This window comes from Shewanella hafniensis (genome assembly GCF_019655335.1).
In the GTDB taxonomy this organism is placed as follows: Bacteria; Pseudomonadota; Gammaproteobacteria; order Enterobacterales; family Shewanellaceae; genus Shewanella; species Shewanella hafniensis.
The window spans coordinates 31056-54054 of record NZ_BPFD01000027.1 but is presented as its reverse complement, the minus strand read 5'-3'; the positions used below and the strand labels follow the sequence as shown (position 1 = coordinate 54054).

The window sequence follows — 22999 nt, the reverse complement described above, 5'->3', positions numbered from 1 at the left end:
ATAAAAATACTGTATTTATAAATTTACTTTTAGTTATTTAATTACGTAAATAATTACGTTGCGTATTGGTTGGTAAAGTTGTCTGACAAATTACATTCAACTTGGATTGCTAAATGTGATCCAAATGTTTAATCCTTTTTTAATTAAGTGTTTAGATTTGATTCTCGTGCTTGGTCAGACCAATTTTAGTATGGATTTTACTAAGGCTAATGCTCGTTTTTGTCAATCTTGGACTGTTGCAAATACAAACGTTTGTCGGTAAGTTTTAGTTCGAAACAAACATTTGATGGTTTTTTGGTGAGTTTATAAGCCGTAGTGATTGGGGATGCTACTGCTTTATATGTCAGCGTTAAGCCTGTGATAGTGGAGCCTCTTGGGAGGGCATCAAGATGACGGAACACACTTTAAGTGAACAGCAATTGAATTCGACACTGGGTAAAGCTACAGCAAATGCCACCCTTAATATTGTGGGTCGTGACATTCCAGGCCAAGAAGTCATCTTTACCGAAGGGGCTGTCGCCTTACTCGAATCCCTTTGTCGTGAGTTTGCCGACGAAGTACCTGCCTTACTCGCTAAACGTAAAGATAAACAAGCACGTATCGATAAAGGAACATTACCTGACTTTCTGCCTGAAACCCGCGCTATCCGTGATGGTGCATGGCAAATTCGCGGTATTCCCGATGACTTGCTTGACCGCCGCGTAGAAATCACTGGTCCCGTTGAACGTAAGATGGTGATTAACGCGCTCAACGCCAATGCCAAAGTGTTTATGGCCGACTTTGAAGATTCCTTAGCACCGAGCTGGGAAAAAGTTGTCGAAGGTCAAATCAACCTACGCGATGCCGTGCGTGGTGATATTGAGTACACAGCGCCGGACACGGGTAAGCACTACAAATTAGGGCCAAATCCTGCAGTGCTTATTTGCCGCGTTCGTGGTCTGCACCTTAAAGAAAAGCACGTGCAGTTTAATGGCAAAGCGATTCCTGGCTCACTGTTTGATTTTGCACTGTATTTCTACCACAACTATCGCCAACTTTTGGCCAAGGGCAGCGGTCCATACTTTTATATCCCTAAGTTAGAAAGTCATATTGAAGCGCGCTGGTGGGCAAAAGTGTTTGCTTTTGTTGAGGAAAGGTTTTGTCTGCAAGCGGGCACGATTAAATGTACTTGCTTGATTGAGACTTTGCCTGCCGTGTTCGAAATGGACGAAATTCTCTATGAACTACGTTCCAATATCGTCGCACTGAACTGTGGTCGTTGGGATTACATCTTCAGCTACATCAAAACATTAAAGCGTCATAGCGACCGAGTCTTACCGGATCGCCAAGCCGTCACTATGGATACGCCTTTCTTAAGTGCTTATTCAAGGCTCTTGATTAAGACCTGCCACAAACGCGGTGCATTAGCGATGGGCGGCATGGCAGCCTTTATTCCAGCTAAAGATCCGGTTCAGAACGAAGCGGTATTGCAGCGGGTTCGTCGAGATAAAGAACTAGAGGCGCGTAACGGCCACGATGGTACTTGGGTGGCGCACCCAGGTCTTGCCGATACCGCTATGGGAATTTTCAACGAATACATAGGCCAAGATCACTGTAATCAATTACATATTACCCGTGATGTAGACGCGCCAATTCTGGCTAGCGAACTGCTTAAAACCTGCGACGGTGAGCGCACTGAACAGGGGATGCGCCTGAACATTCGTATCGCACTGCAGTATTTAGAGGCGTGGATCAGCGGTAACGGTTGCGTACCTATTTACGGCTTAATGGAAGATGCGGCGACGGCTGAGATTTCTAGAGCCTCAATTTGGCAATGGATCCAACACGGTAAGTCGCTATCAAACGGCAAACTCGTGACCAAGCAACTCTTTAAAGACATGTTGGTTGAAGAGCTGTCGAACGTGAAAAAAGAAGTGGGTAGCGACAGATTCACCCATGGCAAATTCACCCAAGCGGCGGTGTTGCTCGAAGACATTACCACCTCCGACGAGCTGGTCGATTTCTTAACCTTACCCGGTTACGAAATGCTGACGGCCTAGGATGAACCCATTTGCTTGACCCGTTTTAGGTAAAACAGATTTAGCCGTGGCGGGGCTACCGCCAACCAAACCATTTAGCAGAGTGAAACTGGGGGGCAGTTTCACGATAGCTACAACATCAAAGAGAAAGGAGCGACACTATGACTAAGGCAACGACTCAGACTTCACGTCAAGAACAGATTGATGCAATCAAGCGAGATTGGGCAGAAAACCCACGTTGGAAAAACGTGCGTCGTCCTTACACCGCAGAAGAAGTGGTAGCACTTCGCGGTTCAATCGTGCCTGAGAATACTATCGCTAAGCGTGGTGCGGCTAAGTTATGGGAACTGGTTAACGGCGGCGCTAAAAAAGGCTACGTGAATTCGCTCGGCGCGTTAACGGGCGGTCAAGCGGTACAACAGGCGAAAGCGGGTATCGAAGCGATTTACCTTTCAGGTTGGCAAGTGGCTGCCGATGCTAACTTAGCCGGCACTATGTACCCAGATCAATCTTTATACCCAGCCAACTCTGTGCCGGCTGTGGTATCACGTATCAATAACTCTTTCCGTCGTGCTGACCAAATCCAGTGGGGCAATGGCGTTAATCCAGAAGATGAAAAATTTGTTGATTACTTCCTGCCAATCATTGCTGACGCAGAAGCGGGTTTTGGCGGCGTATTAAATGCCTTCGAACTGATGAAGTCGATGATCGACGCGGGCGCTGCCGGTGTTCACTTTGAAGATCAGTTAGCTTCAGTGAAAAAATGTGGTCACATGGGCGGCAAAGTATTAGTGCCAACCCAAGAAGCGGTTCAAAAGTTGGTTGCTGCACGTTTAGCGGCGGACGTGAGCGGTGTCGATACACTGGTTATCGCCCGTACCGATGCTAACGCGGCCGATTTGTTAACTTCAGATTGCGACCCATACGATCGTGATTTTGTGACTGGCGAGCGTACCAATGAGGGTTTCTACCGTGTGAAAGCCGGTCTTGACCAAGCGATTTCTCGTGGTCTGGCCTATGCCCCGTATGCGGATTTGATTTGGTGTGAAACCGCCAAACCAGATTTGGAAGAAGCGCGTATTTTTGCTGAAGCGATTCATGCCCAATACCCAGATCAACTGCTTGCTTATAACTGCTCGCCTTCATTCAACTGGAAGAAAAATCTGGACGACGCCACTATCGCGCGCTTCCAACAAGCCTTGTCAGACATGGGCTACAAGTACCAGTTCATCACGTTAGCCGGCATTCATAACATGTGGTACAACATGTTCGACCTCGCTTACGACTATGCGCGTGGCGAAGGCATGAAGCATTATGTTGAAAAAGTTCAAGAAGTTGAGTTTGCAGCAGCGAAGAAAGGTTACACCTTCGTCGCGCATCAACAGGAAGTGGGCACAGGTTATTTCGACCAAGTGACTACGGTTATTCAAGGTGGCCATTCATCAGTGACCGCACTGACTGGGTCTACCGAAGAAGAACAGTTTTAAGCAGTAGAAGCGCTTAGGATGATCCATTGTGATTGTGGATCACTCCTTAGCACGCCTTATGCTGATGTATGTGGTAAGGCGTGGTTAAAAACTCGAAATAGAGGGCAAGGGCGGACTGTGATGAGTTACCGAGCTTGCAGCCTAAATCTCGAGTCGAGTATGAAAGAGTGTTACCCGTAAGCCTGTGTTTAGCTGCGTTGCAGCTGTTGTTCCCCGTGCAGTTCGCCTACATGTGCTGTGCGGGTTTTTAAGTCAAATTTTGTGACTTAACTTCCTACCCAGTAAGTTTTTGCTTGCCTTAGCTTGGCGACTCTATGAGTCGCTATTTTTTTGCTTATTGGTTCACGATTGCGCTGATTAATATGGTGCAAGTCTGATCCAACTCTGATGCGACTTGGTGCAATAATCGGATTATTTTACAGCAGCCTATTGCTATATTATTGTTATTTAATGGCTATTAATTGTGGCCTGAAAAATGCTCTGGACACAGTGGGAAGTTATAGCGCATTAAAGCTGATTGCTGGCATTCACATTGAGGTCACCGCCATGAAATATTACAGTCGCCGTTTAGTTAAACCTGAACATTTAAATCCAGCAAATACCCTGTTTGGCGGTCAGTTGCTCAGTTGGATAGATGAGGAGGCCGCCATTTTTGCAGCTTGCCAGATGAAGAGCACTAGCCATGTGACTAAGCTGATTTCTGAAATCAACTTTATGACGCCAGCGCATCAAGGGGATGTGATTGAGTTTGGTCTGGAGCTGGTGAGTCTCGGCCACAGCTCGATTACTGTCAGCTGCCAAGTACGCAATAAGATGACGCAGGCGCCAGTGGTGAGTATAGATAAGATGGTGTTTGTGCATGTGAATGCCCAAGGATTGCCTGTGCCCCATGGTATTCGGGCGAATGCGGCTTAGCGGGCGCGGAGCTAAAAATACATTATGTTTGAATAGGTCAGACGCTTAAAACAGACAGTGACGCCTAGGCGTCACTGTGATTAATCTTTGGTTAAATCTTCTTTGACCGATTTAACCGCATCCCGCGAGGCATGACCTATGGCTTTGGTGGTGTCTCGAGTCGCGTGGCCTATCTCTTTGGTGACATCTTTAGTGGTTGTGCCTATGGCACGGCCTGCGTCCTTTAAATCCGCACAGGCGGATGTCGCGAGTAATAAAGGAATAATAATGAGCGTCGCTTTATTCATTGTGATGCTAATCCTCAATTTAAGTTCGTAACTCAATTTACTGGGCCTGCCAATTTTACAGTGCCAAATAACATTCGGGACAATATAACAGATCTTGAGCTGAATAACGCTATGGCGACATTATCTGCCGAGTCGCCGTTGCAATGCTTCAGGGTGAGTGTCAACCGAGTGAGCGAAACAAAGAGTATTAAATGACGTAGTGGATTGAGTTATCAAATTCGACAAATAAAAACGCCAGTGGCGTTTTGCGCACTGGCGTCTAAGGTCGCTAAATAATACTGCAAAGATTATTCGAGTTTGGCTAAGCGTTGTTGATAGTCTTCAATCAGGTGCTGCATGATTTCTTCTGGCGCCGCATCGTCACAGCAATCGTCTAAAAAGATTTTAAAGGTGACTAGGGCATGGCCGTCATTTTTGAGTCTGTCACTCTGCATCGAGAAGTAGGCATCTTCATTTTCGGCTTTACGAACCACAAACTTATTTGTTTCGAAGGTTTTTTCCCCAGAAAGCTCGTGCCATTTAGTGATGCGATTTAACGCGATCTCACAGGACTGGTTCATTTCAATATGATTTAACCAAGTAACGGGATGTTCAGGATCTTTGTAATGTGGACATCTAACTGTGTAGTTATATACATGGGTGATTGCAGTCATAGCGTACCTACCTGTTCGAGGATATTGTTGCCATCATAGGCATCGTTTTTGAATTCGGTCAATCATTAATTAAGTCTATTTAGCCTTGATGTTTTTTGACGGAGAAGGATAGTTACTGCATGAAAATTAACCATTTACTTAATCTGTCATGTCTCTATTTAGCATGAGTTTTACGCCAATAACTTTGTGCTAGATCTCAGTTTTGGGTGAAGTTTCGCTTTTGCTGAATTACTGATTAATAAAGCAACAACTTGGTCGTCAGTAAGTCTTATTGAGTGTAAGTGATAAAAAGAGCAAACAGCGGAGTAAATAGGTTAATTAAGCTTTGGTGGGCGTAATACGATTAAGTGGCAGTAAAAGTGGTTGCAGTGGTCGCAGCGAAAACGCAGAAGGCAGAATGGACAGAGGCCCATTCGTTAGAACGGGCCTCTCAGCTGGCTTCATCTTTTGCAGGGAAAAAGCGAACTGGGGCAATCTTATCGGATCTGTAACAGTCTGTAACCCACAGAGATCACGTTTTTTATATCATTTTGCTATGAATATTTGAGGTTCAGATCTTTTCTTCTTGAATATGCTGATTTGTGAGTGTTTTGTCAGTGCAAAGGTGCATAGACACTGAGTTTTATGTTGGTTTTTGTTACTTAATTTTTAAGATAGCAACTTACCTTACCATCTTGTTGATACAGTTATAAAAAAGGCCCCAATAGTGCAGCAATAATCTGTGCACTATTGGAGCCTAAAACGAATTCATTGGAGGATGAAGTCGTGTTTACGCACTAGCAGGACAATCAGTCGTTATCCAGCAAGTTAGCGCACGATTGCAGTGCGATAACTTGCGATTGGTAAGGTATGGCGATTACTGCGCACAATTACAGCGCATTAGTGAAGATCTGACAGATTTCCGCATGGGTCGCTTGTTTTGGATTGGTGAATCCACAGGCATCTTTTAACGCGTTATCCGCAAGTGTTGGAATATCTTCCGCTTTCACGCCTAACAAGGTCAGGTTTTCTGGGATCTTAACCGCAACAGACAGTTTTTTGATTGCCGCTATCGCCGCACTAGCACCTTGCTCATCTGTCATCGCAGACACATCCACACCCATAGCCTTAGCAATGTCTTTTAAGCGAGCAGGGACGACCTGAGCATTGTATTCCTGCACATGGGGCAGCAGCAGGGCGTTACACACACCGTGGGGCAGATCGTAGAAACCGCCTAACTGGTGCGCCATCGCATGCACATAACCTAAGCTGGCATTGTTAAACGCCATACCCGCTAAGAACTGAGCGTAGGCCATTTGTTCACGGGCGTTGATGTCTTGACCGTTTTCAACCGCGTTGACTAAGTTAGCCTGAATCAATTCTATGGCCTTGATCGCACAGGCGTCGGTGATCGGATTGGCTGCAATAGACACATAGGCTTCAACCGCGTGAGTGAGTGCATCCATACCGGTTGCGGCCGTGAGGCTCGCGGGTTTTTTCAGCATGAGCTCAGGGTCATTGACCGACAGCAAAGGCGTAGTGTGTTTATCGACAATCGCCATTTTAATGTGGCGGGCTTCATCGGTAATGATACAGAAGCGCGTCATTTCACTGGCAGTACCTGCCGTCGTATTAATGGCCACTAATGGCAACTGTGGTTTTGCAGATTGATCTAACCCTTCGTAATCCTTAATGCTGCCGCCATTGGTGGCAACAAGGGCGATACCTTTGGCGCAATCATGGGGGGAGCCGCCGCCGAGGGAAATCACAAAGTCACACTGGTTGGCTTTTAACAGGGCTAAACCGGCTTCGACGTTCGTCACGGTTGGGTTAGGTTGTACGCCATCATAAATGGTGGAGGTAATGCCATTTTGACCGAGTTTTTCGGCCACTTCACCGACTAAGCCAATGTTGACTAAGGGTTTGTCTGTCACTATGAGTGCGTGCTTAAAGCCTAAGGTTTTGATGTCACCGATAGCGTCATCCACTGCGCCTTGGCCTAATACGTTGACAGAAGGAATAAAAAATTTAGCAGCCATAAAATCCACCTATTAATTTGCAAAGATAAATTTGTTTTCGTTTCTGATGTTCAAGCTACCAATTTGGAGGTAGTGAAAGTGTGAGCTTGATCGAGTTCAGCGCTTATCTGGGGCCAATTTCCCACTAAAGTTGGAACCCGGTAACTAAACTTCGGACTTTTATGACGGGTATCAGTGTCGGCGTACGGTATGGTTTTTCTGGATTGTTTACGCCCGTGGTGATACATCATTTTTGAATATCTTTTACTGGTCTTTTTATTGCATTTTTGCCCCGTCATTTAATCCAACATTTCACGGCTCAATTGTTAAATCTAACAGAGGTCAAACCTCACTAATACTCTCATTCGTAGCACTATCTTCAGTTAATTAGTTTGATATCTAATATTAATTTATGCGTGCTGCTGTGGTTGTGGTAGGGCCGCAAGTCAAAGAAATCTATACGTTTATCTTGTTTTTACAAACTAATTCTTTTTTGCATAACTAAATCGTGATCTTGGTCACTGTGATATTTAAGGTTGATAGTTACATCACTAATCATTATTATGATTGTTAATTGAACGTTCAATTAACGTCATTTAGAGTTTTGAGTGAGTGGTCATTCTTTGAGTATTTATGCCTAAAGCCGCAATGAAATTAATACGCAGACAGCAGCTTATCGATGCGACATTAGCATCGGTTGCCTTGCATGGATTGCAGCACACGACCATCAACAGCATCAGTCAGTTGGCGGGAATGTCGTCGGGGATCATCAGTCATTATTTCAGTGGTAAGCAGGGCTTGATACAAGCGACGCTACGCCACTTGCTCGAACAGTTAAAGCAGGCGTTGCTCAATCGCATCCAAGGACAAGTGTTGGCGCCAACAGAGCGCTTAATGATGATTGTTGAAGCGAATTTTACCGAGTTACAGCGCTCAAGAAATGTCACTCACACTTGGCTGAGTTTTTGGGCACAGGCCGTCCACGATCCCCAGTTAGCCCGTTTGCAGAATATCAATAGTCGCCGTCTATACAGCAACTTACATTTTTCCTTTCGGCAAGTGTTGCCCAAAGAGTTTGCCCTGATGGCTGCTGAGCAAACGGCGGCGATGATCGATGGATTTTGGTTACGTAGCGCCTTAAGTGAAACCCCTGAGCAGGATTTTGCTCAGGCCGAAAAATTATGCAAAACCTTTATCCACAATGTGATAAAGCAGCATGGAGTCAATACATGTCAGTAGAAGTACAGTACAACTTTATTGCGGGTCAGCTGCTCGCTAACGACAGCGGCGAAACCTTCGACGTCGTCAATCCTGCCACTGGGCAATTGGCGTATCGAGTGCAAGTGGCCGATGAAAAAATTCAGCAAGCAGCCATCGAGAGCGCCAAAAAAGGCTTTGCGATTTGGTCTGCCATGGGTGCCACTGAGCGCAGCCGTATTCTGTTAAACGCGGTTGCGTTATTGCGTGCTCGTAATGATGAACTTGCGGCAATCGAAGTGCGCGACACAGGTAAACCTTGGCAAGAAGCCTCAGTAGTTGATGTGGTCACAGGCGCAGATGCTATCGAATTTTTCGCCCATATCGCCCCTGGGCTTGAGGGCGCGCAGCAGCAAGTCGGTGGGGATTTTTATTACACCCGCCGCGAGCCCTTAGGCATTTGCGCTGGCATTGGCGCGTGGAATTATCCATTGCAAATCGCCTGTTGGAAGGCGGCGCCTGCCTTAGCCAGCGGCAATGTGATGATTTTTAAACCTTCGGAAGAAACGCCGCTTGGCGCACTGAAATTAGCGCAACTCTTAAGTGAGGCGGGTTTGCCCGATGGCGTATTTAACGTCGTGATGGGCGATGGCAAGGTTGGCGCTTGGTTAACGGGACATGCGGATATTGCCAAAGTGTCTTTCACTGGTGAAGTCGGTACTGGTAAGAAAGTCATGGCCGCGGCGGCAAGTTCATTAAAAGACGTCACTATGGAACTCGGCGGTAAATCACCGCTTATCGTGTTTGACGATGCCGATATCGACAATGCCGTTTCAGGTGCCATGCTCGGTAACTTCTACACCCAAGGTGAAATCTGCACCAATGGGACGCGAGTGTTTGTCCATGAGTCGGTTTATCAAGACTTTATCGAAAAACTGCTCGCCCGTACTCAAACCAATATCGTGGTGGGCGATCCTATGGCGCCAGAGACTAATTTTGGCGCCTTGATCTCCAAAGATCACCAGCAAAAAGTTCTCAATTATATCCAGCAAGGTATCGATGACGGCGCAACGCTGCTCACAGGTGGTACAGCATTAACGCCTGATAATGCTCCCAATGGTTACTTTGTCGCCCCAACTATTTTCACCGATTGCACCGACGATATGCGTATCTGCCAAGAAGAAATCTTTGGCCCTGTGATGTCGGTACTCACCTTTAAAGATGAAGCCGAAGTGATTGCTCGGGCAAACAATACCGCTATGGGCTTGGCCGCTGGGGTGTTCACCCAAGATATCAGCCGTGCCCATCGGGTTATTCATCAGTTACAGGCGGGGATTTGCTGGATTAATGCCTATGGCGCATCGCCAGCTGAAATGCCCGTGGGTGGGTATAAGTTGTCGGGTATTGGCCGTGAAAACGGCAGCGAGACACTCAAGCATTACACCCAAGTTAAAGCCGTTTACGTGGGTCTGCAGCCCTTAGAAAGCCCATTTTAAGGAGGCATTTTGACTCAGTCATTAGAGCAAAAATATTATAACTACATCATAGTTGGCGCAGGCTCAGCGGGTTGTGTGCTCGCTAATCGTCTGTCAAAGGATCCTAAAAACGAAGTGCTGTTAATCGAGACTGGTGGCAGCGATAAGAGCATCTTTATTCAAATGCCGACGGCGTTATCCATTCCGATGAACAGCCCTAAATTTGCTTGGCAGTTTGAAACTGAGCCTGAGCCATATTTAGATAATCGCAAGATGCATTGTCCTCGGGGCAAAGTGCTTGGCGGTTCATCGTCGATCAACGGCATGGTGTATGTCCGAGGTCATGCCAGGGACTTTGATGAGTGGCAGGCGCAAGGGGCGACCAACTGGGATTACAGCCATTGCTTACCCTACTTTAAAAAGGCAGAAACCTGGGCCTTTGGTGGGGATGAGTATCGTGGCGAGTCTGGACCGTTAGGCGTGAATAACGGTAATCAGATGCAAAATCCCTTATACCAAGCCTTTGTGGATGCGGGCATTGCGGCGGGGTATTTATCGACCGCCGATTATAATGCGGCGCAGCAAGAAGGTTTTGGTCCTATGCATATGACGGTCAAAAAAGGCGTGCGTTGGTCTACCGCTAATGCCTATTTACGCCCAGCGATGGCTAGACGTAACCTTACTGTGTTGACCCACACCTTAGTGCATAAAGTGTTATTGGAAGGGCAAGCTGCGGTTGGCGTGCGCATTGAGCACAAAGGTAAAGTTGAAGATATTCGTTGTAATAAAGAAGTGATTTTAGCTGCTGGTTCAATAGGTTCGCCGCATTTACTGCAATTATCAGGTATTGGCGATCCCCAAATATTGGCCGATGCTGGGGTCGAGTTACAACATGAGTTACCCGGTGTTGGTCAGAATTTACAGGATCATTTAGAGTTTTATTTCCAATTCAAATGCCTTAAACCGATTTCACTCAATGGCAAGTTAGATCCTTTCAGCAAGTTCTTAATCGGTGCCCGTTGGATTTTAGATAAGTCCGGCCTAGGGGCCACGAATCACTTTGAATCCTGTGGTTTTATTCGCTCAAAAGCGGGCCTCGAGTGGCCAGATTTGCAGTACCACTTTTTACCTGCGGCTATGCGCTACGATGGTAAAGAAGCCTTTGCGGGACATGGTTTTCAGGTGCATGTCGGCCATAACAAGCCTAAAAGCCGTGGTGCCGTGACCTTAGTGTCGGCAGATCCTAAAGCGCCGCCTAAGATCCAGTTCAATTATTTACAGCATCCCGATGATATTGAAGGCTTTAGAGCCTGTGTGCGTTTGACCCGTGAGATCATCAATCAAGCGCCATTCGATGAGTATCGCGGTGAAGAAATTCAACCCGGCACACAAGTGCAAACCGATGCGCAAATCGATGCCTTTGTGCGTCAATCGGTTGAGAGTGCTTATCATCCTTCATGCTCGTGCAAGATGGGCACAGATGCGATGGCCGTAGTGGATCCCGAAACCCGCGTGCATGGATTGCAGAATTTACGGGTGGTGGATTCTTCTATTTTCCCGACTATCCCGAACGGCAATTTGAACGCGCCGACCATAATGTTGGCTGAGCGCGCTGCGGATATGATTTTAGAGGCTGAGATGTTAGCGCCAGCGGACAGTGCCGTTGTGGTTGCCGACGCTTGGCAAACCACACAAAGAAGCACAGCTACAAGTTAACGGCACAAGTTAACGCCATAAGTGCACAACATGCCTGCTCGGTCCGTCTTATCGATGGACTGGCGGCTTCAATGTTAAGTGACGCATTAATTGATGACTCAAAACTCATTAATTGATTACTGAAATTAAGGCTCATGATTCATTTTATCTAAAGGGTCGGTCAGCCCGCAGTGAGTGTGCAAATGACCGCTTTCACGACTGAACATCTATCAGGGTTTAACTATCGCAGAGCGCTTTTTAAGTAGCGATATTTAAGGCTTGAGGGCAGAGTGCTGCCTTTAAAAATGATTCAGTTTTTTATTGTTAAATAAAAACATGGAGTTACATTTTATGGATTCATATCCTCATGCCTACTTATACCCAGTATCGACTGGGGCGGAGTGCACCCTATGACCTGGTTATTATCCGCAGGAATACTGTTCACTTTTACCGCTATTGCGTTTGTGATTTATCGCTGGGGTAATATTCGCTGTATCGGGGTGACGCCTGTGCGTACGTTTACTTTTATCGCGATTCTGTTCACCTCTGGGCTTGATGTCGGTTTGATCATGTTTCCGCTGACCGAGTTTGCCGGTTATGCCAATGTGGCGGCGAGTCCCGAGTACGGCTTTACCAATCCGCTGGCGATTGAGTTTGGCTTTTGGGCATTTTTGATTTGGGGTTTCTACTTTTTAACCTGTTTCTATTTTTGTGTGATTGAACCTAGGGTGAAGTTTTTCGACATTCCTTGGGTCAAGTTCATCAATAATATTGTGATAATTGGCACCTGTGCTTTTACCGCCTATTTGTTACTCAGCAATTTACCTTGGTATTTACCCGAATTAGGTGATGGTGAAACCATAATCGGTAGCTTTTATTTAATCGTATTTATGGTCATCGCTGCGGCGGTATATTCCAGTACTAGCATACGTTATGTGCGTATTTTGAGTTTATCGAGCACTTGGTTATTTTTGGGTTTAATTGCCATGATGTGGGCCAATGCATTTTTATCGGCTGACTCGAGTGTGGGTGAGTTCTTTACGACCTTTGCCATGTTGGGTGACTACTTCGGCAATATTCAACATTTTGTTTTACCCATCAACGACTACCATGAGTTTTATTTGTTCTGGTGGTTTGCGTGGAGCATTATGATTGGTCAATTTACCTCGCGCTTTGTCGGTGGAATGAAAACCTACCAAGTGCTGCTGGCCATGATGGTGTTTCCGTCTATCCCCATCGCTATCTGGTTCACTGTGCTTTATTACTACAGCGCCAATGGGTTAGATACCTCAGGTTTCTATAATCTGGCGATGGTGATTGTAGGGGTGACCTTTGTGATTAATTCACTCGACTCACTGGTACGCCTGTATACCGACAATCTTAATCTGACGATTGAGCGCTTAGGCAAGCTTAAATATGTCAGTTTTAACTTAGTCTTGCTCTGCAGTCTGACATTACTCTTTCAATTAGACTTTCTTCAAATTCAATGGGTTGGTGCAATCGCACTGGGCCTGATCTTTAGCTGTTTTGGTTACATCATGCTGACGCAATTGCAAACTGTTCGTGCCATTGAGCGCTCGCCAAAAGAGAACAAAATCGACTTTACTAAAATTGAGTTAGCGAACTAATGGAAAAATTAATAATGAAATCAAAATGTTTTTATCTTGTCGCTGGTGGATTGTTATTGATGTCGACTGCGGCGAATGCCGGATTATCGGCTACTGTGACGGCAACGTCGGATTACACTTTTAATGGTGTCAGCCAAACTGACAACGGCCCAGCACTGCAAGGCAGTTTGGATTACGGGTTTGATTCGGGCTGGTACGTGGGCGGCTTTACCTCGAACGTCGACTTTGGTGGCAGCGATGACACTTGGTTAGAGCTCGATGCCTATGCGGGTAAGTATTATCAGCTGAACAAGCAACTGAGTCTCGATGTCGGGCTGGCCTATTACACCTACCACGGCGATTCCTTCTCTGATGAGTACAACTATCCTGAGCTGTATAGCAAGCTAGGTTACGACACTTCCCTTGGCCACTCTGAAGCTAAGTTAACCTACACATGGGACTACTTTGGTTTGGGCGGCGGACATTACACTATGTTGCTCGGCCATACGATTAGCGTTGCCGAGGGCCATGATATTCGCTTCAGTGTTGACCGCTCGACGTCACTCGATAAAGACAAATGGTCATGGGATGGCGGTAAATCCTTTAATCACTATCGCGTTGCCTATATGACCAGTTGGAGCGGCTTTGATTTCAGCCTTGCCGCTGAAGATACCAGTATGAACTTAGATACCAGTGACGAGCGCCTGGTGTTGTCGGTATCACGCCAATTCATGTTGTAATGTAAGGGACTTTTACCATAAAAGTGCCTCCTCTTGGTGAGTTCAGTCGCGCTTTCTGGTAAGGTGCACTGGACAACTGGGACGGGACATTATGGAAAAGTACGAACAACTGCTCATTTCGCTGCGTCGAGTGATACGCGCTATCGACATTCATTCTCGCCAGCTGAACAAACATTCAGGTTTAACTGGGCCGCAATTGATGGTGATGCAAAAAATCGCCCAATTGGATGCGCCGTTGGCGAAAACTGTGGCGAAAGAGATCACGTTGAGCCCTGCGACTGTGACGACCATTATCGATCGTCTCGAGGGCCGTGGTTTAGTGATCCGTTTGCGCAGTGAGACTGACAAACGTAAGGTGCATTTATACCTTAGCGATGCGGGACGAGCGCTGTTACAGGACTCACCTAAACCGTTACAGGATCATTTTATTAAGCGTTATCAGAATCTTGAAGAATGGGAACAGAGTCAATTGCTCTCAGCCGTTGAGCGTATCGCGACTATGATGGACGCCGATAAAATTGATGCGGCGCCTATGCTCTTGGTCGGGAAGATCCAAGGCGACGAGTAATCGTTTAGATCATGTTTTAAATGATTAGACGTTAAAATCGATTCGTTTATAAAATGAAAAAGCACTGAAGATTCAGTGCTTTTTTGCTTTTAACTCGATGTCGTTTAGCTGTGCATCTTTTAGATGCTTAAGCAGCAGGGCAGCTTGTTTTAGCCACGGAGTTAATCAGGATTTCTTGTACTGGCGTGTTGGCAAAACCACCGCTACTTTTTGTTGGAACTATGCTTATCTGATCCGCCACATCCATGCCGTCAACCACTTTGCCAAACACGGCATAACCATAATTGCTCGCAGACGCATCCAAATGTGGATTATCTAACACATTGATAAAGAACTGTGATGTTGCAGAATTAGGGTCATCCGTGCGAGCCATGGAGATAGTGCCACGTTCATTACTAATGCCGACAGCGGCTTCATTCTTTATGGGGGCATCACCAGGCTTGCTTTTGAGTCCTGTGGTAAAACCGCCGCCTTGGATCATAAAATTATTAACGGTTCTATGGAATAAGGTGCCGTTATAGAAAGACTTATCAACATACTGCTTAAAGTTTTTACCTGTGATTGGCATGTTAGTTAAGTCAATGGCAAGTGTGATATCGCCTTTCGTCGTTTTCATTAAATAACACACATCCGCAGCTAAGGCTGGCGGCGTGGGATCGGGCGTCGGTGGCGTCGGCGTTAAATCACCATCTGTACTTCCTTCACAACCCGTCAAGGCAATGCAGCCGACAAACAGTAATCCTGATAACTTCTTCATTTCATATCCTTATTCTCAATCATCATTGGGGAGTTTCTGCTTTAGCGTTCCATCGAGCGAGCCTCTGGCGGATAAGCGAGGGCATATCAGGCTCCATGAATGTAATGTTGTTATTATGTTTCTACGCTGTAGCGAGATGAGATGTTGACAGAGGAGAGATAGGCTGTTCAAGTTATAAAGTGCAATTGATACAAAGTGTTGCACCGAACTCACTAGTCGATATGTTTTGGGTCTTATTCATTGGGTTTTAGTTCGAATGCTATGACATATAAATGTCTTACGCCTGTCATATTATTTTTATGCCTTAGTTCCCTGCTTAGTGCTTGTCTTTTTTAACTGCCTCTCGTGACTGCCTTTCGTCAAAGTCTTGGGAAGCATGCTTGCCCTCTTGCTGAACGCATGCCCCAATTTGGTGCGTTCCATGTTTATTATTTCGATTGTCACTGCGCGCGAACTTAACTGAGTGCTTCTAGTAAGTTACTGATTTTTTGAAAAAGTTTTTTGTTATTTCCCTGAAATATTTATGTCATCTTCTTGTTACTTTTGGTTGGCATGGTTACTGTATATCTAAAGCTATGGATGAGCGGTCGCGGGGGCGACAAAATATGGGGCTGGAAAAGTTGCTGTATTTGCGGGGGGTTGGAGCAGAATTTACTGATTGTTTTGGCCAAGAGATCCATATTTCCGAGGTAGACAGGCAAGGTATCTTGACCTGTATGTTACAGGAAAAAAACACTGTGGCAGGGACTGCCATTGATGCTTCTGCTACAGAGGTGTTATCGAGTGATGCTGGGCTGACTAACGTCGATGCGGTATTGACCGAAGCGCTGATCGCCTCACAAATTGACTTGCTGGATGCCCGTCCTTGGACTCAGGTGTTACCCGAATTCCATTGGTGTTTTGTGGATGAACCTTGGATAAGCCTTTGTTTACCCGAAACCTATACTTCAGATCTGAGTGTGGCAATTGAATGCGAACAGGGTGAGTCTATCGTATTTGATGTGCCGTTCTCGGCGCTTAAGTCGATTGGCGATTACCGTATTGAACAAACGCTTTATCTCCATTATCGCCTTGATCTTACGCAACTGGGATTAGCACGCCTCGATTTAGCTGAGGCTAAGACCCAAGCTTCCCCTGAACATTCAATGCCCGCCGAGACTGAGGCGGTGAATTTAGCGTCTTATTTCCTGAGCAGCCAAGAGTTCACTAACAACCCAGCTTTAATCAAAAACCAAGACTCATTTGCGCATGCAGCCGACAAAAATGCGAGTGATTTCTCTGTGTTAGGTTTGGGCTTTCATCGCATAGCTTTAAGCTTAAAACATGCCCTAGAGACCAGTGCACCAGCGCCAAGCTCAGTGCTAGAGAGCAGTGTGGCGGCTGATGCTGATACCTGCACTTTGTTTTCTGGCACCTTAATGGTGGCACCGCGGGCCGCTTACCAAGGCGTACTCACGGCTGTCGCCCAAGGTAAGCGGCATAAACCTTGGGGGATCAGCGTTCAACTCTACAGTTTACGCAGCGAGAGCCAATGGGGCATTGGCGACTTTGGCGATTTAGAACAACTGATCGCGCTGGTGGCGGCGCAGGGGGCGGATTTTATTCAACTCAACCCCTTGCATGCCCTCGACATTGCGGAGCCAGAGCATCCGAGTCCCTATAGTCCGTGCGATCGCCGCAGACTTAATCCTCTTTATATACAATTACAAAGTGTTCCTGAATACCAAGCACTTACCACTGAATTTTCAAGCGCTTCTTGGGTAGAGGCTATCGCCTTACTGAATCGTGATAACTGGCTCGATTATCCTAAAGTGAGTGAGCTCAAATACCGTGCCTTTGAGCTGTTATATCGCGTCTTTTGTGAAACCCATTTAGCGAATGACACCCCCAGAGCGCAAAGATTCTATGAGTTTGTGCGTGAGCAGGGCACTGCGCTGCAAGAGTTTGCTCAGGCGGAATACTTACGTAGCCCAAAAGCGTTTGTACAAGAAGAAGGTTTCTACCTTTACTTGCAATTTGTGGCCGAAAATCAGTTACACCTCTGCCAGCTCAAAGCGAAAGAAGTGGGCATGGGGCTGGGATTGATCCGTGATTTAGCCGTTGGCGCAGCGCTGCAGGGCAGTGAAGTACAGGCCAATGCCGAGCAGTTTTGTTTGAATGCCAGTATTGGCGCACCGCCCGATCCCTTTGCACCCCAAGGGCAAAATTGGGGCTTAACGCCCCTCGACCCTGTAAAGTTAAAACAACATAATTTCAGTCATTTTATCGCCTTGATCCGCGCCAATATGGAAAGCTGTGGCGCCTTGCGTATCGATCATGTGATGGGCTTACTGCGCCTCTGGTGGTGGCCACTGGATAAACAACTCGGCCAAGGTGCCTATGTGTATTATCCCGTCGAAACCTTGCTCGCCATCGTTTGCCTTGAGAGTCAACGCGCCCGCTGTGTGGTGATTGGTGAAGATTTAGGACTGGTGCCACCTGACATTATTCATCGTCTCTACACTTCCGGCATTTATTCCAATGAATTGTTCTATTTTTGCAAAGATCATCAAGGCTTTAAATCACCGGATCAATACAAGTCCCAGAGCCTGATGATGCTGGCGAACCATGATGTGCCGACTTTAGTGGCTTGGTGGTGCGGCAGCGATTTGCACCTGCGTCGACAGTTATCCCTGTTTGAAACTGACGAACAATTAGGCGAGGCAATGGCTGGGCGGGAGCATGAAAAGCAGCAGCTTATTTCACTGTTAGCCGCTCAAGGTCTGTTAGCCGAGGCGGCGATAGCAGAACTCGATATTCAAACCTTACTCACGGCTTGGATGACCTTAGGGGCTCGCGGAAATAGTGCGCTATACAGTGTGCAACTGTGTGATTTATTAGCCGATCGCCATGCGGTGAATATTCCCGGCACTTGGCTCGAATATCCAAATTGGCAGCGTCGCCTGCCGCTGAATTTAACGCAAGTGTCGACTTTGCCAGAGATACTGCAGCGATTACAAAATATCGCTGCGGCGAGACAGTTACCTAACTAAATCTAGCACTAGCGAAAGGCTGCCTATGTCGCACCACATTATGCCACCCTAAAGGTTCGATATTTAGGGGAGGGGATGCGGATAAAGAGTACCAATTTGCAAGTTTAATTGACTGATAAACGGAAGAAAAATGATGACTCAAGCCAATGCCTATTTTTACGATGGCGCCGACGTCGCCCTACTTAATGGTCAATACACTGATGTTTTTTCGCTCTTGGGTATGCACAGTGCCAACGAGGGTAAGGCATTAATTGTTCGTTGTTTTTTACGTAATGCAATCAGTGTGGATGTGATCAGCATTAAAGATGGCCGCAAAGTAGCGAGTCTGGACAAAGTTAACGAGCAGGGATTGTTCGCCGGTACGCTGGGGCGACGCGTCAAACCGTTTCTCTATTTGCTGCGGGTAGAATACCCCCTGTGTCAGCTAGATATAGTCGACCCTTATCAGTTTGATTCACTGCTCAATAGTGACGATATTTACCTGTTTGGTGAAGGCAGCGCCGAGCGCGCCTATGAGTTTTTAGGCGCCAACTGGCGTCAGACCCAAGGCGTTGAAGGTGTGCATTTTTGTGTGTGGGCACCCAATGCCAAACGGGTTTCTGTGGTGGGGGATTTCAACCATTGGGACGATACTCGCCATGTAATGCGCCAACATCTTGCCAATGGTTTGTGGGAGCTATTTCTGCCCAATGTGGTTGAAGGCGCCCACTATAAGTTTGATTTGGTTTATCAAAATGGTGAGCGTCATACCAAGTCCGACCCCATGGCGACTCAAATGGAATGCGCGCCCCACAATGCTTCTATCGTGCCCCCAAAAGCCCATCACAGTTGGAATGATACCGCTTGGATGAGTAAACGCGCGGCGACTGCTTGGCATAAAGCGCCCATGTCGGCCTACGAAGTGCACTTAGGTTCGTGGCGTCGTAAGGGAGAGCAAGGCGAGCAATATCTTGATTATCAAGACTTGATTGAACAGCTTATTCCCTATGTGAAGGAGCAAGGTTTTACCCACATTGAACTGATGCCGATCAGCGAGTTTCCCTTCGATGGTTCGTGGGGATATCAGCCTGTGGGTCTCTATGCGCCGACCCACAGATTTGGCGATGCCAATGGGTTAAAAGCCTTTGTAGATGCCTGTCATCAGGCGGGAATTGGTATCATCCTCGATTGGGTGTCGGCGCATTTTCCTAAGGATCCCCACGGCTTAGTGCGTTTCGATGGCACTTGTTTGTATGAGCATGAAGATCCTCGCAAGGGCACACATCCCGATTGGGATACCCTGATTTATAACTATGATCGCGGTGAAGTGCGCAGTTTCTTGTTGAGTAATGCCTGTTACTGGCTGCGGGAGTTTCATTTCGATGGCCTGCGTCTCGATGCCGTGTCTTCTATGTTGTACCTCGATTACAGCCGCGAGCCGGGCCAATGGCTGCCCAATGCCTATGGTGGACGGGAGAATCTTGAGGCCATTAGTTTCTTACAAATTTTGAATCAACGCCTGTACCAAGCTTTCCCCGGCATTTGCATGATTGCCGAAGAGTCCACCGCTTTTGCGGGGGTGACTAAGCCGACGGATCAGCAAGGTCTCGGCTTTGGCTTTAAATGGAACATGGGCTGGATGAATGACAGCTTAAGCTACTTAGGCCGAGATCCGCTTTACCGCCAATTCCACCATCATCAATTGACCTTCAGTTTGATGTACGCCTATACCGAGCAATTTATGTTGTCCGTGAGTCACGATGAAGTGGTTCATGGCAAGGGCTCGTTGCTACATAAAATTCCCGGAGATGATTGGCAGAAATTTGCGACCCTGCGTGCCTATTATGGTTTTATGTGGGGGCATCCCGGTAAGAAATTACTCTTTATGGGCTGCGAGTTTGGTCAGCGAAATGAGTGGAACCATAACCAGAGTTTAGATTGGCACTTATTGGCCTATGAACCGCACCAAGGTGTGCAACGTTGGCTTAAAGATCTCAATCACTTGTATCAAGCCATGCCTGCTTTATCGGTTCAAGATTACGAGGGGGCAGGATTCAGTTGGCTAGATTGTGAAAATAGCCGGGATAGCATCTTTACCTTTGTGCGTTACGGGTTAGCGGGTGATGCGCCGTTAGTGTTTGTCATCAATATGACACCCCAATTGCATACTGGATTCCGTATTGGTTTGCCCTTGGCGGGGGATTACCGCGAATACCTGAATAGCGATAGCCAGATTTATGGTGGCAGTAACCAAGGTAATGCGGGCACTGTGGTTGCTGAGTCGCTGCCGTGGCAGGGGATGGCGCAGAGCGCGCTGATCACTGTGCCGCCCTTGGGTTGCCTAGTGATAGGGCCTGCAACTGGATTGGCTGAGGCGAACTAGTATGCAAAAGCCCGTGGCCGATGATATCAAGCTCAACCATGACGCTAAACATAACCCTTCTCAAAGTGAAAAATGGGCCTTGGGCGCCGGTGAGCCTTTTCCGCTCGGTGCGAGTGTCGAGGGCGATGGCGTCAACTTTGCGTTATTTTCAGCTAACGCGACAGCGGTCGAGTTATGCCTATTTGACGACAATGGCGAGCAAGAAATCGCGCGGATTGCGTTAACTGAGCAAACCCAGCAAATCTGGCATGTGTTTGTGCAGGGGCTTAAGGCGGGGCAACTCTACGGCTATCGCGTTTATGGCTCCTATGAGCCTCAGCTTGGCCACAGATTTAACCCCAATAAGCTATTGCTCGACCCCTATGCCCGCCAGCTAGTTGGTGAATATCGCGACCATGAGTCTAACTATGGTTACGAGCTGAATCACAAGGATGAAGACTTATCTTTCAGTAAGTTAGATAACGCTGCCCATGTGCCAAAATGTAAGGTTGTGGACATTCGTCCATTAATCGACATCGCCGCTAAGCAGTCGATTCAGCCTATCGCGACGAGGTTTCTGCCCAACCCCCTAGAGCGCAGCATTATTTATGAAATGCACGTTAAAGGCTTTACGGCGGCGCATCCTGAGATTGAACCGAATAAACGTGCCACCTTTGCGGGCTTAGCGACTCGGCCGGCTATCGATTATTTAGCCAAACTTGGGGTGACGTGCGTCGAGTTACTTCCTGTACAGGCCTTTTTTACTGAACCATTTTTGCTCGAGAAAAAGCTCACTAATTATTGGGGCTACAACAGTATCGGCTTTTTTGCCCCTGAGCCGAGTTATCTGTCGTCCGACGATATTGGTGAGTTTCGGGCCATGGTGGATGCACTGCACGGCGCGGGTATCGAAGTGATCCTCGATGTGGTCTATAACCACAGCGCCGAGGGCAGTCGACTTGGGCCGACCTTTAGTTTTCGTGGCATAGATAATCTCAGTTATTACCGCCTGCATCCGAACGATAAACGTTTTTACATTAATGACACGGGTTGCGGAAACACCTTAAATATCAACCATCCACGCATGTTGCAACTCGTGATGGATTCGCTGCGTTACTGGGTTGAAATCATGGGTGTCGATGGATTTCGCTTCGACTTGGCAGCTTGCTTAGGTCGCGAGGCCTATGGTTTTGATCCCGGCTCAGGTTTCTTCGATGCGCTGTTGCAAGACCCTGTTTTGTGCCGAGTGAAATTGATTGCTGAGCCTTGGGATATTGGCCCCGGTGGTTATCAATTGGGTAATTTCCCCGTGGCTTTTAGCGAATGGAACGACAGATATAGAGACACTATGCGCCGCTTTTGGCGCGGCGATCACAGCATGTTGCCCGAATTTGCTCGGCGTTTTCACGGCTCGGGGGATTTTTTTGAGCACAGTGGCCGTCCGCCTGCGACCAGTCTTAATTTTCTAACCAGCCACGACGGTTTTACCCTCAAAGATTTAGTGAGTTATACCCAGCGCCACAATTTGGCGAATGGGGAAGATAATCGCGACGGTCACCAAGAAAACTTCAGTCATCATTATGGGATTGAAGGGGAAACCGAAGATAGCTCAATTCTGGCACTTCGCAGTCGTCAACAACGTAACTTATTGACTACGCTATTTTTATCTCAAGGTGTGCCTATGTTGTTGAGCGGTGATGAGACAGGCCGCACTCAGCAAGGCAACAATAATGCCTATTGCCAAGACAATGAACTGAACTGGTTTGATTGGTCGGCAAAGGGCATGGACACTGAACTGTTGGCTTTTACTCAGCAGCTTATCGCCCTGCGCAAACGTTTCCCGTTGTTATGCGCTAAACGCTTCATTCACGAACAGTTATTGGCCGAATCCTTAGCCGATACCGGTGCTCGCTTAGATTGGTTTAGTCGTCAAGGTGAGCAAATGACCAAGAGCCTGTGGACTGAGTCTATGTGTCGCAGTTTGTCTGTGGTGCTTTCTGGTGACTTAGAAGGCCGAGGCAAGCAGCAAGCTCTGCTGTTGATGGTCAATGCCGACGATAATCCGTTAGCTTTTACGCCGCCGACCTTTGAGCACTTGAGTCCGTGGCAATGCCTTATTCATACCCAAACTGAGCCGCTGGATGCTCAGATCTCTACGACGCGATACTTGCTGCAAGATCGTAGTCTCATGCTTTTTCATGCTGATTTGATTTTCAAGAAATGAAGGAAT

Annotated in this window: 16 protein-coding genes; 12 read left to right on the top strand and 4 right to left on the bottom strand. The window is 47.1% G+C overall.

Features of this window, described 5'->3' with window-relative positions; genetic code table 11:
* Positions 1–389: 389 nt before the first annotated feature.
* The 3 genes from aceB to K5Q99_RS09955 all read left to right on the top strand — a co-directional run bounded on the left by aceB (position 390) and on the right by K5Q99_RS09955 (position 4420).
* Complete coding sequence (gene aceB / locus K5Q99_RS09965; RefSeq protein WP_107948555.1) at positions 390–2039, top strand: malate synthase A; 1650 nt, start codon at positions 390–392, stop codon at positions 2037–2039.
* 140 nt (positions 2040–2179) lie between these two features.
* Positions 2180–3505, top strand: coding sequence for an isocitrate lyase (gene aceA / locus K5Q99_RS09960; protein ID WP_012588215.1), 1326 nt, complete (start codon positions 2180–2182; stop codon positions 3503–3505).
* A 546-nt stretch (positions 3506–4051) separates the two neighbouring features.
* Entirely contained in the window at positions 4052–4420 is a 369-nt protein-coding gene (locus tag K5Q99_RS09955; protein ID WP_006080843.1) for an acyl-CoA thioesterase, read from the top strand.
* Positions 4421–4500: 80 nt separating this feature from the next.
* Here K5Q99_RS09955 and K5Q99_RS09950 read toward each other — a convergent pair whose 3' ends face one another.
* The 3 genes from K5Q99_RS09950 to yiaY all read right to left on the bottom strand — a co-directional run bounded on the left by K5Q99_RS09950 (position 4501) and on the right by yiaY (position 7378).
* Positions 4501–4707, bottom strand: coding sequence for a hypothetical protein (locus K5Q99_RS09950; RefSeq protein ID WP_106651161.1), 207 nt, complete (start codon positions 4705–4707; stop codon positions 4501–4503).
* Positions 4708–4994: 287 nt separating this feature from the next.
* Complete coding sequence (locus K5Q99_RS09945; protein ID WP_028760718.1) at positions 4995–5360, bottom strand: hypothetical protein; 366 nt, start codon at positions 5358–5360, stop codon at positions 4995–4997.
* A gap of 869 nt (positions 5361–6229) precedes the next feature.
* Complete coding sequence (yiaY, locus tag K5Q99_RS09940) at positions 6230–7378, bottom strand: L-threonine dehydrogenase (protein ID WP_220776764.1); 1149 nt, start codon at positions 7376–7378, stop codon at positions 6230–6232.
* A 612-nt stretch (positions 7379–7990) separates the two neighbouring features.
* On the opposite strand from yiaY, the gene betI reads away from it, so the two are divergent.
* The 6 genes from betI (at position 7991) to K5Q99_RS09910 (ending at position 14639) form a co-directional block, all read left to right on the top strand.
* Complete coding sequence (gene betI / locus K5Q99_RS09935; RefSeq protein ID WP_220776763.1) at positions 7991–8596, top strand: transcriptional regulator BetI; 606 nt, start codon at positions 7991–7993, stop codon at positions 8594–8596.
* Positions 8587–10050, top strand: a complete 1464-nt coding sequence (gene betB, locus K5Q99_RS09930; RefSeq protein WP_220776762.1) for a betaine-aldehyde dehydrogenase — start codon at positions 8587–8589, stop codon at positions 10048–10050. The genes betI and betB overlap by 10 nt, the downstream gene beginning before the upstream one ends.
* Positions 10051–10059: 9 nt before the next feature.
* Positions 10060–11745 (top strand): choline dehydrogenase, encoded by a 1686-nt coding sequence (betA, locus tag K5Q99_RS09925; protein WP_220776761.1) that lies wholly within the window; start codon positions 10060–10062, stop codon positions 11743–11745.
* A gap of 389 nt (positions 11746–12134) precedes the next feature.
* On the top strand, positions 12135–13352 hold the full coding sequence (locus K5Q99_RS09920; RefSeq protein ID WP_220776760.1) for a BCCT family transporter: 1218 nt from the start codon (positions 12135–12137) through the stop codon (positions 13350–13352).
* 14 nt (positions 13353–13366) lie between these two features.
* Positions 13367–14071 carry a TorF family putative porin gene (locus K5Q99_RS09915; protein WP_220776759.1) on the top strand — a complete coding sequence of 235 codons (705 nt, stop codon included), beginning with the start codon at positions 13367–13369 and terminating at the stop codon, positions 14069–14071.
* 91 nt (positions 14072–14162) lie between these two features.
* Positions 14163–14639 carry a MarR family winged helix-turn-helix transcriptional regulator gene (locus K5Q99_RS09910; protein ID WP_011846259.1) on the top strand — a complete coding sequence of 159 codons (477 nt, stop codon included), beginning with the start codon at positions 14163–14165 and terminating at the stop codon, positions 14637–14639.
* A 127-nt stretch (positions 14640–14766) separates the two neighbouring features.
* On the opposite strand, the gene K5Q99_RS09905 is transcribed toward K5Q99_RS09910, so the two are convergent.
* The gene (locus K5Q99_RS09905) at positions 14767–15396 is read right to left on the bottom strand and encodes a peptidylprolyl isomerase (protein WP_220776758.1); all 630 of its coding nucleotides are present in this window, start codon (positions 15394–15396) and stop codon (positions 14767–14769) included.
* 605 nt (positions 15397–16001) lie between these two features.
* On the opposite strand from K5Q99_RS09905, the gene malQ reads away from it, so the two are divergent.
* The 3 genes from malQ to glgX all read left to right on the top strand — a co-directional run bounded on the left by malQ (position 16002) and on the right by glgX (position 22993).
* On the top strand, positions 16002–18428 hold the full coding sequence (gene malQ, locus K5Q99_RS09900; protein ID WP_220776757.1) for a 4-alpha-glucanotransferase: 2427 nt from the start codon (positions 16002–16004) through the stop codon (positions 18426–18428).
* A 130-nt stretch (positions 18429–18558) separates the two neighbouring features.
* Entirely contained in the window at positions 18559–20790 is a 2232-nt protein-coding gene (gene glgB / locus K5Q99_RS09895) for a 1,4-alpha-glucan branching protein GlgB (protein WP_011846262.1), read from the top strand.
* A 1-nt stretch (position 20791) separates the two neighbouring features.
* Positions 20792–22993, top strand: coding sequence for a glycogen debranching protein GlgX (gene glgX, locus K5Q99_RS09890; protein ID WP_220776756.1), 2202 nt, complete (start codon positions 20792–20794; stop codon positions 22991–22993).
* Positions 22994–22999 lie beyond the last annotated feature (6 nt).

What these genes read in the sequence shown, in the direction of transcription:
- aceA (WP_012588215.1), top strand. Translation starts at nt 2,180, where the DNA reads ATGACTAAGGCAACGACTCAGACTTCACGTCAAGAACAGATTGATGCA.
- K5Q99_RS09915 (WP_220776759.1), top strand. Translation starts at nt 13,367, where the DNA reads ATGAAATCAAAATGTTTTTATCTTGTCGCTGGTGGATTGTTATTGATG.
- K5Q99_RS09955 (WP_006080843.1), top strand. Translation starts at nt 4,052, where the DNA reads ATGAAATATTACAGTCGCCGTTTAGTTAAACCTGAACATTTAAATCCA.
- aceB (WP_107948555.1), top strand. Translation starts at nt 390, where the DNA reads ATGACGGAACACACTTTAAGTGAACAGCAATTGAATTCGACACTGGGT.
- malQ (WP_220776757.1), top strand. Translation starts at nt 16,002, where the DNA reads ATGGGGCTGGAAAAGTTGCTGTATTTGCGGGGGGTTGGAGCAGAATTT.
- glgX (WP_220776756.1), top strand. Translation starts at nt 20,792, where the DNA reads ATGCAAAAGCCCGTGGCCGATGATATCAAGCTCAACCATGACGCTAAA.
- glgB (WP_011846262.1), top strand. Translation starts at nt 18,559, where the DNA reads ATGATGACTCAAGCCAATGCCTATTTTTACGATGGCGCCGACGTCGCC.
- betB (WP_220776762.1), top strand. Translation starts at nt 8,587, where the DNA reads ATGTCAGTAGAAGTACAGTACAACTTTATTGCGGGTCAGCTGCTCGCT.
- K5Q99_RS09945 (WP_028760718.1), bottom strand. Translation starts at nt 5,360, where the DNA reads ATGACTGCAATCACCCATGTATATAACTACACAGTTAGATGTCCACAT.
- K5Q99_RS09950 (WP_106651161.1), bottom strand. Translation starts at nt 4,707, where the DNA reads ATGAATAAAGCGACGCTCATTATTATTCCTTTATTACTCGCGACATCC.
- K5Q99_RS09910 (WP_011846259.1), top strand. Translation starts at nt 14,163, where the DNA reads ATGGAAAAGTACGAACAACTGCTCATTTCGCTGCGTCGAGTGATACGC.
- K5Q99_RS09920 (WP_220776760.1), top strand. Translation starts at nt 12,135, where the DNA reads ATGACCTGGTTATTATCCGCAGGAATACTGTTCACTTTTACCGCTATT.
- betI (WP_220776763.1), top strand. Translation starts at nt 7,991, where the DNA reads ATGCCTAAAGCCGCAATGAAATTAATACGCAGACAGCAGCTTATCGAT.
- yiaY (WP_220776764.1), bottom strand. Translation starts at nt 7,378, where the DNA reads ATGGCTGCTAAATTTTTTATTCCTTCTGTCAACGTATTAGGCCAAGGC.
- K5Q99_RS09905 (WP_220776758.1), bottom strand. Translation starts at nt 15,396, where the DNA reads ATGAAGAAGTTATCAGGATTACTGTTTGTCGGCTGCATTGCCTTGACG.